The sequence below is a fragment of the Lacinutrix cladophorae genome (assembly GCF_053604645.1).
This window is the reverse complement of the sequence record NZ_JBSHNR010000121.1, coordinates 580,938-603,212: the sequence shown is the minus strand read 5'-3', so window position 1 is coordinate 603,212 and position 22,275 is coordinate 580,938. Positions and strand designations below refer to the sequence as shown.

13 protein-coding genes are annotated in these 22,275 nt (G+C 32.7%); 4 read left to right on the top strand and 9 right to left on the bottom strand.

Going from position 1 to position 22,275, the window contains the following annotated elements; translation table 11 throughout:
• Positions 1 to 35: 35 nt before the first annotated feature.
• The 3 genes from ACVC3Y_RS15615 to mutY form a co-directional block, all read right to left on the bottom strand.
• On the bottom strand, positions 36 to 1,340 hold the full coding sequence (locus ACVC3Y_RS15615; RefSeq protein WP_303420840.1) for a gliding motility-associated protein GldE: 1,305 nt from the start codon (positions 1,338 to 1,340) through the stop codon (positions 36 to 38).
• A gap of 22 nt (positions 1,341 to 1,362) precedes the next feature.
• Positions 1,363 to 1,815 carry a single-stranded DNA-binding protein gene (locus ACVC3Y_RS15610; protein ID WP_303420842.1) on the bottom strand — a complete coding sequence of 151 codons (453 nt, stop codon included), beginning with the start codon at positions 1,813 to 1,815 and terminating at the stop codon, positions 1,363 to 1,365.
• Between the two features lie 209 nt (positions 1,816 to 2,024).
• On the bottom strand, positions 2,025 to 3,065 hold the full coding sequence (gene mutY, locus ACVC3Y_RS15605; protein WP_303420843.1) for an A/G-specific adenine glycosylase: 1,041 nt from the start codon (positions 3,063 to 3,065) through the stop codon (positions 2,025 to 2,027).
• A 135-nt stretch (positions 3,066 to 3,200) separates the two neighbouring features.
• Here mutY and ACVC3Y_RS15600 point away from each other — a divergent pair, with 135 nt between their 5' ends.
• A complete protein-coding gene (locus ACVC3Y_RS15600) occupies positions 3,201 to 3,491 on the top strand; it encodes an HU family DNA-binding protein (RefSeq protein WP_303420844.1) in 291 nt (96 codons plus the stop codon).
• 430 nt (positions 3,492 to 3,921) lie between these two features.
• Positions 3,922 to 5,466 carry a ribonuclease E/G gene (locus tag ACVC3Y_RS15595; RefSeq protein WP_303420845.1) on the top strand — a complete coding sequence of 515 codons (1,545 nt, stop codon included), beginning with the start codon at positions 3,922 to 3,924 and terminating at the stop codon, positions 5,464 to 5,466.
• Between the two features lie 120 nt (positions 5,467 to 5,586).
• Here ACVC3Y_RS15595 and ACVC3Y_RS15590 read toward each other — a convergent pair whose 3' ends face one another.
• The 6 genes from ACVC3Y_RS15590 to ACVC3Y_RS15565 all read right to left on the bottom strand — a co-directional run bounded on the left by ACVC3Y_RS15590 (position 5,587) and on the right by ACVC3Y_RS15565 (position 18,242).
• Positions 5,587 to 7,500, bottom strand: a complete 1,914-nt coding sequence (locus tag ACVC3Y_RS15590; RefSeq protein ID WP_452227395.1) for an OmpA family protein — start codon at positions 7,498 to 7,500, stop codon at positions 5,587 to 5,589.
• A 20-nt stretch (positions 7,501 to 7,520) separates the two neighbouring features.
• Positions 7,521 to 8,426: a PorP/SprF family type IX secretion system membrane protein gene (locus tag ACVC3Y_RS15585; RefSeq protein ID WP_303420848.1), complete on the bottom strand. Its 906-nt coding sequence runs from the start codon at positions 8,424 to 8,426 to the stop codon at positions 7,521 to 7,523.
• Positions 8,427 to 8,447: 21 nt separating this feature from the next.
• On the bottom strand, positions 8,448 to 15,146 hold the full coding sequence (locus tag ACVC3Y_RS15580) for a T9SS type B sorting domain-containing protein (RefSeq protein WP_452227394.1): 6,699 nt from the start codon (positions 15,144 to 15,146) through the stop codon (positions 8,448 to 8,450).
• Between the two features lie 238 nt (positions 15,147 to 15,384).
• A complete protein-coding gene (locus tag ACVC3Y_RS15575; protein ID WP_303420852.1) occupies positions 15,385 to 16,422 on the bottom strand; it encodes an aldo/keto reductase in 1,038 nt (345 codons plus the stop codon).
• A 36-nt stretch (positions 16,423 to 16,458) separates the two neighbouring features.
• Complete coding sequence (locus tag ACVC3Y_RS15570; protein WP_452227393.1) at positions 16,459 to 17,418, bottom strand: OmpA family protein; 960 nt, start codon at positions 17,416 to 17,418, stop codon at positions 16,459 to 16,461.
• Between the two features lie 62 nt (positions 17,419 to 17,480).
• A complete protein-coding gene (locus tag ACVC3Y_RS15565) occupies positions 17,481 to 18,242 on the bottom strand; it encodes an exodeoxyribonuclease III (protein ID WP_452227392.1) in 762 nt (253 codons plus the stop codon).
• Positions 18,243 to 18,375: 133 nt separating this feature from the next.
• Between ACVC3Y_RS15565 and ACVC3Y_RS15560 the strand changes: the two genes are divergently transcribed.
• Positions 18,376 to 21,798 carry a hypothetical protein gene (locus ACVC3Y_RS15560; protein ID WP_452227391.1) on the top strand — a complete coding sequence of 1,141 codons (3,423 nt, stop codon included), beginning with the start codon at positions 18,376 to 18,378 and terminating at the stop codon, positions 21,796 to 21,798.
• A 59-nt stretch (positions 21,799 to 21,857) separates the two neighbouring features.
• Positions 21,858 to 22,247 carry a hypothetical protein gene (locus tag ACVC3Y_RS15555; RefSeq protein WP_303420856.1) on the top strand — a complete coding sequence of 130 codons (390 nt, stop codon included), beginning with the start codon at positions 21,858 to 21,860 and terminating at the stop codon, positions 22,245 to 22,247.
• Positions 22,248 to 22,275 lie beyond the last annotated feature (28 nt).

Below are 22,275 nucleotides of genomic sequence, written 5' to 3'. Positions count from 1 at the left end.
GTTTGCAATATCAGTTTACAATTTTAATCGAGATATTAAGGTAGGGTAACTTTTACACGAATTATTCGTTTTTTATCTAATGCTTCTATAGTAAAAACGTAGTCTTCAAAAACTATTTTACTATTCGTTTTCGGGAAACTTTTAGAGGTTTCCAATATAAAACCCGCAATAGTTTCGGCCTCTCCTTTATTGTTTTCAAATATATCTTGTTCTTCTAGTTTTATAATTTTATAAAAGTCTTTTAAGGCTGTTTTACCTTCAAGAACATAGTTTTTATCATCCAGTTTAGAATAGATTAATCCTTCGTCATCAAACTCATCACTAATATCTCCTACAATTTCTTCAATAATATCTTCTAAAGAAATCAGCCCAGAGGTTCCTCCATATTCATCAACAACAACTGCTAAATGCACTTTCTTTTCTTGAAACTCTGCCATTAAATCATCCAGTTTTTTATTTTCTGGCACAAAAAACGGCTCCCGAAGTAAGCTTTTCCAGTCCATCTGCTTTCTATCGATATAAGGCAGCAAATCTTTAACGTATAAAACACCAATTACAGTATCTATATTATCTTTATAAACTGGAATTCTAGAATAGCCATTTTTAATAATCTCTGGAATTATTTCTGCATACTTTTGCTCAACATTTAATGCAAAAATATCTATTCGCGGTCGCATAACTTGCTTGGTATCAGTATTCCCAAAAGAAACAATACCTTGCAGTATTTTTTGCTCTTCTTTAGTTGTGTCTTCATCACTAGCAAGTTCTAATGCTTGTGAAAGCTGATCGACACTAAGGTTCGATTTTTGTTTACCAAATTTATTATTTATAGCAAGGGTTATGCTTCGCATTGGCAAACTAATAGGAGAAAAAATTACATCTAAAAAACGTAGTGGATAAGCCATAAATGTGGCAAACTTCAATTTATTTCTAATTGCATATACTTTGGGTAAAATTTCACCAAATAGTAATATTAAAAAGGTAACTAAAACAACTTCTAAAATAAATTTTATAATAGAAGAGCTAATACTTTCAAACATAAAATTCCCTAAATATGCAAACAGAATTACAATTGCTATATTTATAAAATTGTTTGCTACTAGTATGGTTGCAAGTAGTTTTTTTGGTCTTTCTAATAAATAGGAAATAATTTCCGTAGGTTTTGTATTTTGTTCTAAACCTTCTTCGATATCAGCGTCTGTTAATGAAAAAAAGGCTACTTCAGCACCAGAAATTAGTGCAGAACAAAGCAATAGTACAAATAAGAGCACAAAACCAATTACAATTGAAAAATCAATTGCTAAACTTATTAATAAAAAACTCGAGGGCTCGGGATCCAAGGATTATAATTTTAATTAAACTTTAAAAAGGAAGGTCATCATTATCATCTTCTATAACTGGAGCGCTTGCTTTTGGTTGTGAAGCTTGCGGCTTAGGTTGTTGTTGTTGTGCAGTATTATTTGCATTTCCGCTTTCATTTTTAGTTGTTAAAAAGGTAAAATCATTACATTGAATTTCAGTAGAGAAACGATCATTTCCACTTTCATCCTGCCATTTTCTGGTTTTAATTCTTCCTTCTATATATACTTTATCGCCTTTACTTAAATATTTTTCGCAAATTTCTGCTCCTTTATTACGTACAACTATATTATGCCATTCGGTATTTGTAACGCGTTCGTTAGTTTGTTTATTCGTATAGGTTTCATTCGTTGCAATAGGAAAACGACCTACACAACCACCTCCTTCAAAATAATGCATTTTTACTTCATCTCCTAAATGCCCAATTAGCATTACCTTATTTAGTGTACCTGACATAATATCTTTTTTTTACAATGAATTCTTCTTTAATTTTTAATTTAAAAACGAAAAAAGAGGAATAGACAAAATTACGCTTTTGCAATTGATAAACTTAAAATTAGTAAAAAAAAATGAAACTTCCATACCAAGCTTAATATACCTAAAAAACTATAAATTATACTAGCTCCTTATTTAACTATAAAAGACTAATCATAAACTCTAAAGCTTTAAAAATTAAAAGCATCTATAAAATTAGAAACTAAAATAGGAACTGGATATTTTTTTATTTCATTTATCGAAATACCCTTTAAAGCTAGTCGGTCTATCTCAATAATCCAGAATTTAGTATATAAATGTTGATGCGATAATTTATGAATAATTTCTTCTTCATTATATAAGGACAAATTAAATATAGTATCTCTTGTTAAATCATGATTTTTTAATTGTGCAGTCATAGAATTAAAAGTCATACTTTGTTCACTTTCAATTAAAGGGAACTGAAAGAGGTTTTGCCAAATACCTTTACCTTCTCTTTTTTCTAAAATGGTATCCCCTTCTCTAGAAACAAAAACTAAAAAATTAAAATGTTTCTTTTTGGGTTTTAGGCTTTTCTTTTTTACCGGTAACGCTGTAATTAGGTTTTTCTGCAAAGCAACACAACTGTTTTGCAATGGACAAATAGTACAATCTGGATTTTTGGGTTTACATTGTCTAGCACCAAATTCCATAATAGCTTGGTTAAATGTAGCAGGATCTTCCTTATTTATTAATTTTTGTGCTAATATTTTAAATTCTTTTTGACCCTGAGTACTATTTATAGGAGTGGAAATACCAAAATATCTAGAAAATGCTCTATATACATTACCATCTACCACAGCACAAACCTCATTAAAGCAAATAGAAGCAATGGCACTAGCAGTATAATCACCAACGCCTTTAAGTTTTATTAAATCTTTATAATTATCTGGAAATTTACCATTAAGCGCATTAACTATATGTTTAGCCGTTGCATGTAAATTTCTAGCTCTAGAGTAGTAGCCTAAACCTTGCCACAATTTTAAAACCTCTTCCTCTTCTGCCTCTGCAAGTCTAAAAATGGTTGGAAAATTAGTAACAAAAGCTTCATAATATGGTAACCCTTGGTCTACTTTTGTTTGTTGTAAAATAATTTCAGACAGCCATATAAAGTAAGGATTGGTAGTTCTTCGCCATGGCAAATCCCTCTTATTTACTGAATACCAGCGTGTTAAAGTTTTATTTATTATCATTTAATATATATAGTAACTGCAAAAATAAACGTTTATTAGGTTAAATTTTAGTGAATTAGGTTTGAAATATTGAAATTTAAATTCCTATATTTGCATCCCTTAATAACTGATTACAATAATTAAAAATAATAGAAAATGACTAAGGCTGATTTAGTAGCAAAAATTTCTGAGAAATTAGGAATTGAAAAAGGAGATGTTCAAGCAACTGTTGAAACCTTTATGGATGAAGTAAAAACATCTTTAGAAGGAGGAGACAATGTATACTTAAGAGGTTTTGGAAGCTTTATAATTAAAACTAGAGCTGAAAAAACTGGTAGAAACATTTCTAAGAATACAACAATAAAAATACCTGCTCATAATATTCCAGCATTTAAACCTGCTAAAGTATTTGTAGAAGGAGTAAAAACAAATGTAGACGTTAAGTAAGACGCTAAAATAATATTAATTTAAAAAACAATCAACTTATGCCAAGTGGTAAAAAACGCAAAAGACACAAGGTTGCTACGCATAAGCGTAAAAAAAGAAGACGCGCTAATCGTCACAAAAAGAAGAAATAGATTAAAAAAGTAGTTAATAGCTACTTTTTTAGTTTATAGCAAACGTTCTTTGAAATGAGTTCTACAAAAACACGTATTACCTTGCGTAGTTTGAACTCCACGGATTTAAAAAATCCTGTGATTTCTAATCATAGTTATTATTAACTATGATTAGAATAAATAATGTATAATCCATCTGTACAATTTAGTTACTGGTCAATAGTTACAAGTTATTAGTTGAAAGCTTTAATGCTTTTTACTTTCTTAACGCTTTAACTCTTCAACCTAGTAACTTTAAAGTATGGATAAAAATTAACAAAATGGATAAAGAATTGATCATTAGATCTAGTTCCAACCACGTTGATTTTGCCTTATTAAAAGATGGAAAACTTATTGAATTACAAAAAGATGAAGATGGTAACAACTTTTCTGTTGGCGATGTGTTTATTGCCAAAATACGAAAAGCTGTTCCTGGTCTAAATGCTGCATTTGTTAATGTAGGCTATGAAAAAGATGCATTTTTGCATTATCATGATTTAGGACCAAAACTACCTTCCCTTTTAAAATTCACAAAAAGTGTAAGCACAGGTAAACTAAATGATTTTTCATTAAAGAATTTCCCATTTGAAAAAGATATTGATAAAAACGGAAGCATTGCTAACGTTATAAAATCAAATCAATCGTTACTAGTACAAATAGTAAAAGAACCAATATCTACAAAAGGCCCTAGAATAAGCTCTGAGCTTTCTATTGCTGGTAGATATATTGTTTTAGTACCATTTTCTGATCGAATTTCTATTTCTCAAAAAATAGAAAGCAAAGAAGAAAAAGAAAGACTAAAACGTTTGGTTAAAAGCATTACTCCAAAAGGTTTTGGTGTAATTATTCGTACAGTAGCAGAAGGCAAAAAAGTAGCTGAACTAGATAAAGATTTACAAAATTTGTTAGGTCGTTGGACCGCAATGTGTAAAAAGCTACATAAAGCACACCATCCAAGTAAAGTATTAGGCGAGATGAATAAAGCTTCCTCTATTTTACGAGACATTTTTAATGATTCCTTTACAGGAATTCATGTCGATGATGAAGCGCTTTACATTCAAATTAAAGAATATGTGCAACAAATTGCACCTAAAAAAGAATCGATAGTTAAATTGTATCAGTCTAACGTTCCAATATTTGAAAAATTTGGAATAGAAAGACAAATTAAAACCTCTTTTGGAAAAACAGTTTCCATGGCAAAAGGAGCATATTTGGTAATAGAACATACCGAAGCGCTTCATGTTGTAGATGTAAATAGCGGAAACCGTTCTAACAAATCCAACTCGCAAGAGGATACAGCACTTGAAGTTAATTTAATTGCTGCAACAGAAATGGCCAGACAATTGCGTTTACGTGATATGGGTGGAATTATTGTTGTAGATTTTATTGACTTAAATACTGCTGAACATAGAAAAAAGCTTTTTAATCATCTACGTGATGAAATGAAAGATGATAGAGCTAAACATAAAATACTACCTCCAAGTAAATTTGGATTGATACAAATTACTAGACAAAGAGTAAGACCAGAAATGAACATTAAAACCAGAGAAGAAAACCCTAATGGTTTAAATGGTTCTGAAGTTGAAGCTCCAATAAATATTGTTCCAAAGATTAAACATGATATGGAACAGATATTTAAAAAAGACTACAAAAAGGTGACCCTAAACACACATCCTTTTATAGCAGCCTTTTTAACTAAAGGTTTTCCATCGATACGTTCAAAATGGTTTTTTGAACATAAGAAATGGGTGAAAATTTTACCAAGAGATGCTTACACGTATTTAGAATATCATTTTTTCGACAAAGATGATAACCAAATTAAATAACTTAAAAAGCCTTACTTTAAAAAAGTAAGGCTTTTTTGTTTTTATACCTAATTAGAACTGTTCCAATAAAAAACCACCTCAATAGAGGTGATTTTTAAACTTATTTAAGAGGCCTTTTTATTAAGGATTATTTGGACCTCCGCTAACAATAATAAACTCACTACGTCTATTAAGTTGGTGTTCTTCTTCTGTACAGTTAGAAGCACAGTTTACAGCTGGCTCATTTTCTCCTTTACCAATACCAGATATTCTAGCAGCATCGATACCTTTAGATATTACATATTGTACAGTAGTTTTAGCTCTACGATCGGATAATCTTTCGTTGTATGAACTAGAACCTCTACTATCTGTATGTGATTTTGCATGAATAACCATATTAGGATACCTATTCATTACTTGTACCAGTTTGTCTAACTCGAAGGCAGCTTTTGCTGTAACGTTAGATTTATCGTACTCAAAGTAAATAGGATTTAATTCTACACGATCTGCTTTTACTATCTCTTCTATTGGATCTAAAGCAATAGCTACTGCTATTTCTTCTTCATCTGTACCTTCAATAGATATTTTATTGCTTTCGTAACCATCCATAGTAACTTCTAAATCAGTGTCTGTATCACATTCTACAATAAATTCAGCAATACCCTCTGCACTTGTAGGTTTAGATGCTAATTTGTTTCCTTTATCATCATATAAAGTTGCCATAGCTCCAACTAAAGGTGCTCCAGTTACTTTATCTGTTACTGTTGAAGTAATTTCTACATCACATAAAGGTTGTAATTTTTTAATACTATAAATATCATCGCTTCCTTTACCTCCTTCTCTGTTAGAAGAAATAAAACCTTCTCCAGATTCTTCGTCAATACTAAATGCAAAATCGTCTCCATTACTATTCACAGGAATACCAACATTACGTATTTTAGACATTTTACCATCTATTTCTTTAGTGTAAAACACATCTAGACCTCCAAGACCTAAATGTCCATCTGAAGATAAGTACAACGTTCCGTTATCGCTTATAAAAGGAAACATTTCACGTCCTTCTGTATTAATTTTTTGTCCAAGATTTTTAGCTTCTCCAAAAGTACCATCGCTGTTAATAGTCGTTTTATAAATATCTCCTTGACCAAATCCTCCAGGCATATCGGAAGTAAAGTAAAGTGTTTTACCATCTGCACTTACAGAAGGATGATCTGTATTATAGTTATTACTATTAAATGGTAATGGCTCTATGTTAGACCAACCGCTTCCTGACTTAGTAGCTTTAAATAAATTTAAAACACTAAATTTAGTATTTGATAAAGAATCTTTTTGGTATTGTTTTTCGTAGAAACTCTCTCTAGAAAAATACATAGTGTTTCCATCTGGGCTAAAAGCTACAACTCCTTCATGATATTTTGTATTGATATCACTTCCTAATAAGCTTTCGTTTTGGTAAGTACCATCTTCTTCAACTGTAAACTCATAAAGATCTAAGAAAGGTTGTTCGTTCCAACCATATTCTCTTCTTGCTTTATTTCTAGCTGAAGTGATATACAGTTTTCCATTTTTAAGAGCACCTCCAAAATCGGAAACTTCAGAATTGATTTCTAAATTTTGAACATTAAACTTTTTTCCTTTTTCTAAAATTTTAGGTAAATAATCTGGATTTTCTTTAAAAGCAATAGCTCTTACATCTGCTGGTCTCATACTAGCAAATTTTGTCATCCACTCGTTAGATTCTTCATACTTTCCATTAGCTTTAAGCATCTGTACATAGTTGATCATTGTTTCTGGATCTTGAGACGTTTCTAATGCTTTAGCATACCATTTTTCGGCATCTACTGTATTAAAAATATTGAAGTTTGCTTCCGCTAAACGTTTGTACACATACTCATCTGCGTTACCCTTTTCAACTAATTTCTCATAAGATTCTATAGCCTTATTAAAATCAAATCTTGAAAAGTGCTTATCTGCAGTACTAGTATTTTTGTTTTGAGCAGTTAAACTTAAGCTACTCAATAATAGTAATGTTATAAATATTTTTATGTTTTTCATAATATCTTTAGCTTAAGGGATTAGAAGTAACGAGGTGAACGAGATACACGTTTTGGAAACGCAATATCAAAATTAATAAATACCTCGTGTGATGAACTTGTAGTATAATTTAAATCGGATTGAATAGCATCATAAGCATAGCCAATTCTTAAACGTGGCGTTACCATAAAGTTTACCATACCACTAAAAGAATCTTCTAAACGATACCCTACTCCTACCTCTACAATATCATACATAAAAAGATTGGCATTTACATCAAAACTTGAAGGTGCATCAAATGCAGTTTTAAACAAAGCGTGTGGTTTAAGTTTAAAATTTTCTGATAAACTAAATACATAACCAGCTGCTGCAAATAAGTGTTGTGTTTCTGAACCTATATTTAAACCATTTGCATCTAAGTGCGTAGCATTTAAGATATTTGGCATAGAAGCAGAAATATAATATTTATTCGGTTTATAAAAATACACACCTGCACCAATATTAGGTGTCACTTCACTTATATCTTGAAAAAGATCGTCATCGGCATCGGTTAATTCTAAATCACTTAAACCAATATCATGAAATGTAGCACCTGCTTTTAAACCAAAAGCTAGTTTATTATCTGCTCCCAAAGGAAGTGTATAAGAAAAATCTGCGTAAGCATTTGTTTCTCTTACTGGACCAATTTCGTCACTTATAAAAGAAAGACCTAAACCAACTTTTTTACCTACTGGAGAATGAATTGCAAATGTTCCTGTTTTTGGAGCGCCTTGTAATCCAACCCATTGGCTTCTATAAAGCATACCAATAGCAACTCCTTCATAAGAACCTGCATATGCTGGATTAACAACATTCATGTTATACATATACTGTGTGTACTGCGGATCTTGTTGTGCATGCATTTGAACAGCAAACAAGAAAGCGAGAATAATATATAATTTTTTCATTTTCATTAATTAGTTAGTTAATTAGTTTTCTCTATTTAAATATATCCAAGATGTTCTTGTTTTATTCCCTTGGTATTCCATTTTATAGAAATAGGTTCCTACAGGAAGTTCATCTCCAGCGTCCGACTGTCCATACCATTCATTAGTATAACTTCTTTTTGAATATACTTTTATACCATGTCTATTAAAAATTTCTAGTCTACTTACGTCATATCCTGTTAAATCAAAACTATCATTTTTACCATCATTATTAGGAGAAATACCTTGCGGTATAATACAATTAATACTTTCTACTAGAACTTCATTACTTTCTACACAACCACTATCAGAAGTAACCTCAACAACATAGTTGTATGAACTACCTGACATAGGAGGAGTAAAGAGACTTCCATCAATTATAAATACATTATCTCCTATTACATTTGTTTGTAATAGTGAATTCATATCGTCGTACAATGCAAAAGTTGCTGTAGAAGGGTTAAAGCTATTACCTATAGGTTCTACGGTTAGCTCATAAATAGCTCCATTACAGTCACCAATTATTGTAAAGTCAAATACATCCGTCAATAAAGTTAAATTTTGTATACTTGAATTCGGGCAAATACCAGAAGTTGTATACTCTATAGCATATGTTTCTCCAACAGTGCCTCCTGTTACTTCACCAGTAAAAGAATCAATCATTGCACCATCTATTGGTAAAGGATTGAAAGCAAATGTTCCTCCAGTAACTTGAACTGTTTCTACATAACCACCATCACATGTTGCAGTCATTGTGAATGCCGCATCATCTAACATTAATGTAGTTACTGATTGAGAACTTGTTGTTGGGCAAGTACCTGAAGTGGTATATTCTACTGTATATGTAGTTTCATTATCTCCTCCAGTAATTTCTCCCGTAGCACTATCAATTATTGCACTATCTGTTGGTAATGGGTTAAAAGCAAATGTTCCTCCTGTATCTCCATCTATTATTGCTGTTGCTCCATCACAGGTTGCAGTTAAAGTAAAAGCAGCATCATCTGCAGGTAGCGTTGTAACCATTTGTGAACTAGTTTCTGGACAAGCTCCTGAAGTGGTATATTCTACTGTATATGTAGTTTCATAATCTCCTCCAGTAATTTCTCCTGTAACACTATCAATTATTGCATCGTCTGTAGGTACTGGGTTTAAAACAAATGTTCCTCCAGTATCCCCATCTATTGTTGCTATTCCACCATCACAGGTAGCAGTCATTGTAAATGTAGCATCTTCTGCTGTTAAAACTGTTACCATTTGAGTGCTTGATTCAAAACAAGGTCCAGCAGTAGTATATTCTATCGTATATGCTACTTCAGGAGTTCCTCCTGTTACCGTACCAGTTGTTGCATCTATTACTGCGCCATCTGTTGGTAAAGGGTTAAGTGCAAATGTTCCTCCTATATCTCCATCTATTGTTGCTGTACCTCCATCACATGTTGCAATCATTGTAAAAGAAGCATCCTCTAAAGGAGATACCGTTACAGTTTGTGAGGTCATAGAAGAACATGTACCAGTTACTGAGTATTCAACAGTATACATAGTACTAGGGGTTCCTCCAGTTATTTCACCAGTTGTTGCATCTATTACTGCACCATCTGTTGGTAAAGGATTAAATATAAACACTCCTCCAGAATCGCCAGTTACATTAGCCGTTGCTCCATCACAAGTTGGAGTCATCGTAAACGAGGAATTACCACCAGGTAATACATTTAGTATTTGAGTACTAACAGTATCACAAGTTCCAGGTGTTGTATATTCAATTGTATATACAGCACCAGAAGTTCCTCCTGTTACTTCACCAGTCGTTGCATCTATTATTGCACCATCTGTAGGCAGAGGGTTAAATGTAAATGTTCCTCCTGTATCTCCAGTTATTGTAGCTGTACCTCCATCACAGGTTGCTGTCATAGTAAACGAAGCATCTCCTGTAGGTATTGTTATAGTTTGCATACTTGATGAAGTACAAATATTAGTAACAGAATACTCTATAGTATACATTGTTCCAGGAATTCCTGCTGTTACTTCACCTGTTGTTGCGTCTATAACCGCACCATCTGTTGGTTCTGGGTTAAAAGTAAACACTCCGCCAGTATCTCCGTCTATTGTCGCTGTAGCTCCATCACAAGTCTCTGTCATTGTAAAAGAAGTATCAACATTATCTTCAACCACTTCTATTGTTACTTCATCTGTTAAAGTGGATGTACCACCTGTACAAAGTTCATAAGTTACAGTAGCTGTATACGTAGTCGTTTCTGTTGGCGAAACAGTAATATTCTCTACATTTCCTAAAGAAGTTGCTCCATCAAACCATTCAAAAGTATAGTTTGGTACTCCTTCAGAAGGAGCAAATCTCCATGATTCGTTTGTAGCTGTCCATGCTCCTGTATTTCTTCCTGGAGGAGTAAATGCTACAGTACCTGGTATATTTTGTACACCAATTACAGCACGACCACTATTCCATGTGGAACATAAAGGCTTATCAAATACATTAACATCAATATTATTTGATGATTCATAAAGTATTATTTGAGAACTAGACAATAAATTATTACATGCACCACTAAAATGAGCTACATCAGTATAATTAACAACAAACTGTCTGTATGGTGCTGAACCAATAACTAGATAATTAATATCTCCAGTTACCGAAGGGTCAATATCATGCCCTACACCAAAAATATTTGCTTCAGCTAGTGTTGCATTAGTATTATTAGGTAATGTATCACCTGCACCCATTGCCCATCCATTTCCGGTATTAGCGTTTTCTAATTCAAAGGATAAAACACCATTAGAACCTACTAATATCTGATCGTAAACTTGTCCGAAGAAACAGAATTCAAAACCAATATCTAAAACATCAGACCAAGTATCATCAATATCAAGACTAGTTGGTGTACCTCCAACAGTTGAAGGTAATGGACAAGTATCTAAACCGTTAATTATATATGTATTAGTATCTTGACCAAATAAATGAAAATTAGCTTCTAAATCTGTTGAAGTATCATCACAATTCACTGTAGCGTCTTCACCAGCATATATTATAGAACACGGATTTGGTGGTGGTGGACAAATAAATGTTATTGGACTACTAATAACGTCACAGGTATCATCATCAGACTTAATAGTAGTTATTGTTACTACCGTATTAGCTGGGTATGGACCCATTGTAATAACACCTACTGCTGTAGCAGTTTGTACCGGACTACCTTGATCATCTGATATCAAGATAGAAGCAGAACCACTTAAATCTGTAATATTAACTTCTAATACAAAATCCGGGTTATTAGGATCTGTATCACAATCACCAACAGCATTAAAGCTAACTTCATGTGGTATACATATTGTTTTAAAGCTTTGCTCTATACAACCTACTGCAGGTCCGTTATCATTATATGGTACTATTGTAACAAAATATTCTGTTGCATTAGTTAATACTCCAGGGTCATAAGTTAAAACATCTCCAATATCTATATTATTTGCTATATCTGTAGCTCCAGGTGATGTCCCCATAGAAATGGTATAACCTGTAACAAATATAGAAGCTGGTGTCCATGAGATATCCGTATCAATAGCAACATCAATGTCTCCATTTACTGGCGCTGTCATTTCAGCATTACAGTTAGGGACTGCATTTGCATCAAAACACGCTACATCAAAATCCCATTGGGCATTATTTGCATTTCCACCACAATTAATAGAACCATCAGAATTTACTGCAATTGTGATACTATTACCCGATGAAACAAATATTAATCCAGATAAATCTCCTCCATTATTATCGTTATACAGTTCTGTTCCATCCGAATCTGTTACAATCAATTCATCACAACAACTCTCCATATATCCTGCATTAAAGAATACTACTAATTGAGAACCATCACTACTTGCAAACACAAATTCTGTTGTGTCATTATCTGTGTAACAATACGTTGTATTTAACAACTCTCCAGTTGCACAATCTACAGATGCTGGTGTGGTAAAGTCAACCGGTCCTTCCCAATCACTTAAGTCGTCTGTTCCACAAACAGCTCTTACATAAATTTCATAATCTACTCCAGATGTTAAACCTTCATATAAATAAGGATTAGCTGTTGTTTGAATAATTTCAGGTTCTGTACCGTCAGGATAACCTGTACCTAGAGGTTGTACTATAACCTCCCACGTTGTTGCTACTCCTGTTTCTGTCCATCCTATTTCAACAGAATCTGGATTTAAAGTAACAATAGTTAAATCATCTGGTCTAGGACAAGTTGGAGGTGTACAATTAACAATATCAGAAAAGATTTGTGTTCCTTGTATTCCACCACTACCACTTGGCATGGTGAAAACCTCATCATCAAATGCGTTAAGAACTGAAATAGTAACTTCGTTTGCAAAAGCACCACCTGTATTCCAAAACAACTCAAAAGGTACACCATCACAAAGTGGAACTTGAATTTCAAGTGGTCCACTTCCGGTAGGTAGTTCTAAAATTTCTAATTCAATATTATTTTGAGATACTGTCATCGTATTACCATTCCATCCATCACCAAAAGTATCTTCTAGAACAAAAGTGTAAACACATTGATCAATAGCGTCACAAATTGTAGTATCAAAATTAAGAGGTCCTTCCCAATCACTTAGGTCATCTGTACCACAGATTGCTCGCACATATATTTCATATTGTGTTGCAGGGTCTAAATTTTCATAAATATAAGGATTATCTGTTGTTTGAATAATTTCTGGTTCTGTACCAGCTGGGTAACCAGTACCTAAAGGTTGAACTATAACCTCCCATGAAGTAGCTGTTCCGGTTTCTGTCCAGCTAAATTCAACATTAGTCATGTTAACTTCTACTAAAGCTAAATCTGTTGGTCGTGGACATGAAGGAGGCGTACAATTAACAATATCTGAAAAAATTTGCGTCCCTTGTATTCCACCACTACCACTAGGCATGGCAAAAATTTCATCATCAAATGCATTTGAAACGGAAATAACGACTTCGTTAGCAAAAGCACCACCAGTGTTCCAAAACAATTCGAACGGAATTCCATCACATAATGGTATTTGAACCTCTAAAGGCCCTGAGCCTGTAGCCAATTCTAAAATCTCTATTTCTAAACCATTTTGAGAAACTGTCATGGTATTACCATTCCAACCGTCTCCAAAAGTATCTTCTAGTGTAAAAGTAAAAACACATTGATCCACTGCGTCGCATTGGTATGGATTTAATTCTGTAATAAAACTATTCTCACTACAATTCACTGCAGAACCATTATCATTATATGGTGTAATAGTTACATAAATTGTAGTTTCATATGGCAATAAGTTTGCTGGCGTGTAAGAAAGAGCATTTCCAAGATCTTCATTATCAAGTATATCTGTTCCTCCTGGAGTAGTACCAATAGACACTACATAACCTGTAACAACTACAGATGCTGGAGACCATGTAATCACAGTAGCTACATCTACATTTGTTGCTCCATTTGTTGGAGCTGTTAAAGATGCATTACAGTTTGGAACTGCAGCTGTATCTACACAGCTAACATCAAAATCTAAGGGTACATAATTATTAGCAGAACAACTACCTGAGCCATCACTATCTATCTCTATAAACACGAATCCTGAATCAGCGATTACAGAAACACCTGCCATATCGCCACCGTTACTATCGTCATACAATACTGTTCCTGTATTATCTATACCATCATATATAGTTACTTGATCAAAGTTATTTGCTTCCATTTGACCTGCGTTAAAAAACACATTCAATGGAGCACCATCGGAACTTTCAAAATTCCAAGTCTGAGTATCATTATCAGTATAGCAATACACTGTATTAATAGGCGTTCCTGTTGCACAATCTACAGGTGCACTTGGATCTGCGCCTGTCGTAAATGTGTATTCAGTACATCCTACTGCGTTTCCACTTGCGTTGAAAGGAATAACACTTACATAATATGTAGTTGAATATTCTAAAGTAGGTAGATCGTAAGTAGTAGATAAACCTGTAAATTCATTATCTACAACATCCACTCCTCCAGATGTTGTACCAACAGTTAAAATATACCCTGAAGGTATTCCAGTTGCCGAAGACCATTCTAGATCTGTATTCACGGAAACTCCAGTACTTCCATCTGTTGGTGTAATTAAATTAACACAAGATGGTGGATCTGGCACTACTTGACTTACAGAAATATTATCTAAATAAACATAATATGTTCCTGCTGCCCAGTTGGTATTTATACGTAATTTAAAATCGGAACCATTAGGTACATCGGCAGATGGAACAGATGTCGTCCAATTAAAACAAGTAGCTGCAGTAGTATGATTTATATCATTAATGGTATCTATAGTTGTCCATAGAGCTCCATTATTAATAGAATACTGAACCAAGATTTCACCCCAACCAGGAGCGGTTGCTTCAATAGCTCCAGCCCAATCTACTATTTTATAGTCAAAAGCAATTGTTAAATCAGTTCCATTTGACTGTCCAACTATGTTTGGTGAAGTAAGGTGTGCTTCTAAATTAGAATCATCTAAATTTGCTCTAACAGATCTACCATCACAATTTTCAACAAATGCTACACTATAATCTTCTGCATCACTTGTCCAACCTGCTGGTAACGTAAATCCGGAATCAAAATTTTCTACTAAACCTACTTGGGAAAATCCTATTAAAGACATAAACCCAAATAATAGGGAGAGGGTAATTTTTTTCATTTTATGGTTAAGGTTAGTTACTAAAATATTAAACATCTAATTTGCTGTTAAACAAACCGTTATATTTAATTGAAATTTATTTAACAAAACATCTAATAAAAATTGATGTTTCAATTAAATACCTAAAGTATAAAAAAAGATTAGCCCTAATAAATTAACTTTACTTTAATAGATTAAATACCTTTATTTACGATAAAAGGATAAAAATGTTAACAAGTAAGTGGTTTTTGCAAACCCACTATGCACTTGGATTAGGTATTGCTTCGTGTACCTTCTTTATTTGACTCAAAATCTCACTAGTAAGCTCCAAATTTATACTATTTATATTTTCTACTAATTGCGTCATTGTGCTGGCTCCAATGATATTACTTGTAACAAAAGGCTGTTGTGTTACAAATGCTAAAGACATTTGTGCCAAACTCATCTTATTAGCTTCTGCAATTTGTAAATATCTTTTGGTTGCTTCCGAACAAGAATCACTACTATACCTTTTAAATCTTGGAAATAATTTTAATCGCGAATCTGCTGGTGCTGTTCCGTTAATATACTTACCAGAAAGCACACCGAAAGCCATGGGCGAATATGCAAGTAAACCTATATTTTCTCGCATAGCGATTTCTGCCATGTCTCCTTCAAAAACTCGATTAAGCAAAGAATATGCATTTTGAACCGTTATCATTCTAGGCAAATCATACTTTTTAGATTCTTCTAAATAGCGCATTGTTCCCCAAGCTTTTTCGTTAGAAATTCCTACTTGACGAATTTTTCCTTCCTTTACAATTTTATCTAAGGTATGTAAAATCTCATTAAAATTATCTTGCCACTTATCCTCAGAGTTGTGTTTATAATCTCTAGTATCGAAAGTATTTGTTTGCCTTTCTGGCCAATGCAATTGATATAAATCTATATAATCGGTTTGCAGTCGTTCTAAACTTTTATTAACAGCATCATTTAGTGCTTCTGGCTTAAAACCGTTGGTTCTAATATGCGCTGTATAATCTCCAGGTCCTGCAATTTTGGAAGCCAAAACCACTTTTTCTCTATTTCCTGACTTTTTAAACCAGTTTCCTATGATGCGTTCCGTTTCGGCATATGTATCTGCCGTTGCAGGTACAGGGTACAATTCTGCAGTATCAAAAAAATTAACACCTTGATCTAATGCATAATCCATTTGTTCAAATCCTTCTTCTTGGGTATTTTGATTACCCCAAGTCATGGTTCCTAAACAAATTTTACTTACTTTAATATCTGTATTTGGCAGTGTTGTGTACTTCATGGTTTTCGTTTCAGTTTAAAAAATCTTGAGAAGCTATTAGATTTCATTTAGTAGCTTAGTAACCTCATCTAATTTAGGAGTTAAAATAACTTCAATCCTTCTGTTTTTTGCTTTTCCTTCTGCGGTTTCATTACTCGCAATTGGAGCAAATTCTCCTCTTCCTGCAGCTGTTAAGTTTTCTGGTACTATTGCATTATTTTCTCTTAAAATATTCACAATTGCTGTTGCTCTTTTTGTAGACAAATCCCAATTACCAGAAATCTGACCTGTACCTTTATAAGGATCGTCATCTGTATGCCCTTCGATTAAAACTGCAATTTCTGGGTTTTCGCCTAAAACATTTCCTAATTGTTGTACTGCTTTCTTACCTTGTGCACCAACTGCCCAGCTACCAGATTCGAAAAGCAATTTATTTTCCATAGAAACATAAACCTTACCATCTCTTTGTTCTACTGTTAATCCTTTTCCTTCAAAGTCTGTTAATGCTTTTGAAATGGCATTTTTTAATTGAGTCATTGCTGCATCTTTAGATGCGATCATATTCTCTAGTTCTGTAACTCTATTAGAACGTTGTTCTAGTTCGCTTTTAATATTTTCAAGTCTAATATTTTCTGCTTCTAAAGCTTGTTCTTTAGCCTCTAATTGCGCCAAAAGCTCTCTGTTTTTCTTTGAGTTTTCAGCCAAAGAAGCAGAACTGTTTTTTTCTAAAGCATCGTAAGAAGCCTTTAAGTTTTCTAGATTTGTTTTAGACGCATTATAATCTGCTTGTAATTTATCGCGGTTTGCAATAGCAGTATCATAATCCTTTTTAAGGGTAGCATAGTCATTTTCTGTTTTATTATTTGCCCCTAAAAGAGATTCATTTTCTTCTGAGAGTTTTTTGTTTTCCTTTTTAAGACTCGCATACTTACTCTCTAAGTCTTTATATACTTTTGGAGAAACGCAGGAGGAAACTAAAATTGTAGCTATTACAAGAATTACTATTTTATTTTTCATATTGTATTGGGGTTTTATTTTAGTATTTAGTGTTGAAAAATAGTTACTAACTACTATTTCCTTTAATTTTCTATTTCTACCAAAACTGGACAATGATCACTATGCACAGCTTCTTGAAGTATAACGCTTCTTTTTATTTTTTCTTTCAATGGATTAGACACCATGGTATAATCTAAACGCCAACCTTTATTATTTGCTCTTGAGTTTGCACGATAGCTCCACCAACTATACTCTTGTTTTTCTGGATGTATAAAGCGAAAAGCATCTACAAAACCACTATCTATAAAACTACCAATCCATTCTCTTTCAATAGGAAGAAAACCAGAAACGCCTTTCATTTTTGGATTATGAATATCTATTTCTTCATGACATATATTATAATCACCGCAGATAACTAGATTTGGAATCTCTTTTTTTAGGTTATTAATATATTCTTGAAACATATCCATGTACTCCAATTTATGATCTAATCTTGCCGCATTAGTTCCTGAAGGCAAGTATAAACTCATTACCGAAATACCATCAAAATCTGCTCGAATATTTCTTCCTTCAAAATCCATAGATTCTATTCCTGTACCAAATTCTACATGATTGGGTTTGGTTTTACTTAAAATAGCAACACCACTATATCCTTTCTTTTGTGCAGAAAACCAATAATTATATGTGTAACCAGCTTCTATAAAAAGATCTACATCTAATTGCTCTTCCATTGCTTTTATTTCTTGTAAACAAATCACATCTGGATTTGCAGCTTCAAGCCATTTAATAAAATCTTTTTTAAGAGCTGCGCGAATTCCGTTTACGTTATAAGATATAATTTTCAATGGTATATTATTTTAAAATGGTTATGTTTTAGCTAAAATAAATAATGCTTTACATTTACACTAAAATTTTAAAGCCCTTTTAACAAAAAACTATCAACAAAATATTTTAGGTTTTTTGTAGTTTTAGTAACGCATGAAGTGTACATACTTTCTTATTATCTTTTTCATTGGTTTTGCGGCAGTTGCCCAAAGTCAAGAATCTAATTACAAAACGAAAACAGTTCTTGTACAAGATAGTATTGCTATAGATAGCGTTAGTATTAATTCGAGTTACTTTCAAATTAAAAGAAAAGACAACTCGATAATTGACTCTACCTATTACTCTGTAGATTTTAAAAAAGCAATATTGCGCTTTAAAAAACCTATACAAACAGATTCCATACAAATAAATTACTTAAAATATCCAGCGTTTTTAACCAAAACCTATAAACAGTTAGACGATAAAGTTATTGTAGAAAACACCGATAATCAGCAAATTTTATACAAAATTAAGCAACCTAGCGAATCGAATACATTTACGCCTTTTGATGGTTTAACTACTTCAGGAAGCATTTCACGAGGTGTTATTATTGGAAACAATCAAAACTCGGTTTTAAATAGCGAATTAGATTTACAAATTACAGGAAAACTTAACGATAAAGTTTCACTAAGAGCCTCTATTCAAGATGCAAACATTCCATTACAAGAAAGTGGTTACTCGCAACGCTTAGACGAATTCGACCAAGTATTCATAGAACTGTTTAGTGACCATTGGAAAATAAGAGCTGGTGATGTAGACTTACAAAATACAAATAGTGCTTTTGCTAATTTTTCTAAACGCGTACAAGGGCTTTCGCTTGGTGCAACTTTAAACCACTCCAATTCTAAAACCAATATTTTTGCAGCTGGAGCCATTGTTAGAGGGCAATTTACCTCTAGTCAATTCACAGCACAAGAAGGAAATCAAGGCCCTTACAAACTCCGCGGACCAAGTGGCGAATTATTTGTACTTGTAGTTTCTGGTAGCGAAATTGTTTATGTAAACGGAATTGCTTTAGAACGAGGAGAAAACAAAGACTACATTATTAATTATAATGCAGGAGAAATAATTTTTAACGCCACCTTCCCGATTACAAGCGAAATGCGTATTACTGTAGACTACCAATACAGTGAACGAAACTATTCTAGACTAGTTGTTTATGGCGGAAGTAATTACGAAAGCGAAAAACTAAAGCTTGGGGTTTCTGTATACAGTGAAAATGATGCAAAAAATAACCCGCTGCAACAAAACTTATCTAGTGAGCAAGTCGAAATTTTAGCAAATGCAGGAGATGACGAAACTCTAATGACTACACCTTCAGCAACAGCAGAAGCCTATAATGAAAATAGAATATTATATAAAAAGGAAATAATAAATGGAGTAGAAGCTTTTGTGTTTTCTAACAATGAAGAGGATGAATTATTTAGTGTAAATTTTTCATTGGTTGGCGATAATCAAGGAGATTATATAGTGAGTAGTATTAATGCAATCAGTACTATTTACGAATATAATGGAGCAGGACAAGGAAACTACCAACCTATCACACAACTCGTTGCTCCAAATAAATTACAGATTGCTGTTTTAAACGGAAACTATGCACCAACCAAAAAAACAAATATTGGTTTTGAAGTTGCTGGTAGTAAAAACGATTTGAACTTATTTTCTAACATAGACGATAACAACAACGATGGTTTTGCAGCAAAAATAGAACTAGAACAAGCTATTACTAAAAACGATAGTTTATGGAATATCCATGCATTTGCCGATGCAAATTACATTCAAGAAAATTTTAGAACTATTGAACGATTATACAATGCTGAGTTTATTCGCGATTGGAACATTGAGCAATCTACAACCAATCAAAACGTGATTAATAATGGCAACCAAACCCTTTTTGCTTCTGGCGTTGAAGCTTCTCATCATAAAAAAGGATTTGCTAAGTACCAATTTGAGTACCTAAATTATTCAGAAAATTTTAACGGAAGCAGACACATTTTTTTAGGGGATTTAAATTTAAAAAAATGGCAAATACTTTCCAATTCTAGCTTATTAAATGCAGAATCAAACCTAAACAATTCTACTTTTACAAGAACCTATAACAGGATTACCTACAGCCTAAAGAATGCTTGGGTTGGCACAAGGCTATCATTAGAAAACAATGAGCAAAAAAACAAAGAAACAGATAGTTTCACAGCATTAAGTCAGCGCTATAAATCGTATGAAGTTTTCACAGGGATTGGAGATAGTACCAAAATTTTTGCCGAAATAGGTTACAAACACAGAGTAAATGATAGTTTAATGGCTGGTAACCTTCAAAAAGTAAACACATCTAACACCTACTATGTAGATTCTAAAATTATTCAAAATAACAATACAAATTTATCGCTTTATGTAAATTATAGAACTTTAAAAAATGTGGATGCAAACCTAGATAATGAAGAGTCTTTAAATTCTAGAATGCAGTTCAGTCAAAAATTATTTAAAAACATAATTCATTGGAACACGGTTTACGAAACCAATTCGGGAACCCTAGCACAACAAGAATTCACTTATGTAGAAGTTGAAGCAGGACAAGGTGCTTATACTTGGATCGATTATAACAATAACAATATTCAAGAATTAGAAGAATTTGAAATTGCACAATTCTCAGACCAAGGTACTTACATAAGGGTTTTATTACCAAATCAAGTATTTGTAAAAACACATCAAAATAGATTTAGCCAAACACTAACACTAAATCCACAACAATGGTCTTCGAGTGAAAATGGTTTTAAAAAAATAGTATCGAAATTTTACAATCAGACTTCCTATTTAATCGATAGAAAACAAAAAAGAGAAGGTACTTCTTTTAACCTCAACCCATTTAAAGATGACAAAGAAAAACAACTTGGTTTACAGTCTAACTTTAGAAATGTTTTCTTTTTCAACAGAGGCAAACAGCACTACACAACATCGTATACTTTTTTAACTAACAGTTCAAGAAATCTTTTAACTATAGGTTCGCTAGAAGCAAACGCTAAAAGCCACCAAATTCTTTTTAATCATAAATTTGCAAACAGTTGGTTGGCAAATTTATTAACTAGCTTTAACACCAATGAAAGCAAAAGTGAAAATTACATAAGTAAGAATTACAATATTGAAGAAACGCAATTAAACCCCAAAATCTCTTACTTATTAAATGACAATACTCGTTTTGATATATTTTACCAATACAGCAACAAAGCGAACACCATAAATGACTTAGAAGCATTAAAACAACAAAAATATGGCGCTTCCTTTGCTTTTTCCAGCAAACAACAAATGGCAATTTCTGGAGAATTTAATTATTTTTCTAACGCCTTTACAGGAAATGCAAATTCACCAGTTGCATACCAAATGCTAGAAGGCTTACAACCAGGAAAAAACTTTACATGGACCTTTTTAGCACAAAAAAAACTAACAAAATACTTAGATTTAAACCTTAGTTATTTTGGCAGAAATACAGAAACTAGCAAAACTATTCATACTGGAAACATACAATTAAAGGCTTATTTTTAAGACAATTGTAACTTTTGTTACCTCATAAAGATTACTAATTTTGTAATTTAGCAATCGTTATGAGTAAAGTATTAGCAATTACATATTCATTTTTGATTCTTATACAAAGTTTCAATATTAATCTAGAAGATATTTCTAAGGTTAAAGCGTTGCTGGATCATGCTCAATTTCACAAAGAAGTATATGGTGACACTTTTTTTGAGTTTTTAACAGAACATTATGGTGAAGTTAAAGATGACCACAAAAATGACCATAAAGAGCATAAAGACTTGCCTTTTAAAGATAGTCATCACATGTGCACGCATATAAATACTTCTTTTATAAATATTCACAATACTTTCGATTTAAACTATCATGAGTTTATTGAAATTCCTTTTAATTTCCATTACACCGAAACCATAACAGATTCTGAAAAACCTTCTATTTTTCAGCCTCCCAAAATAGCATAATTCATTATAGATTTTTATTCCTGTAAAT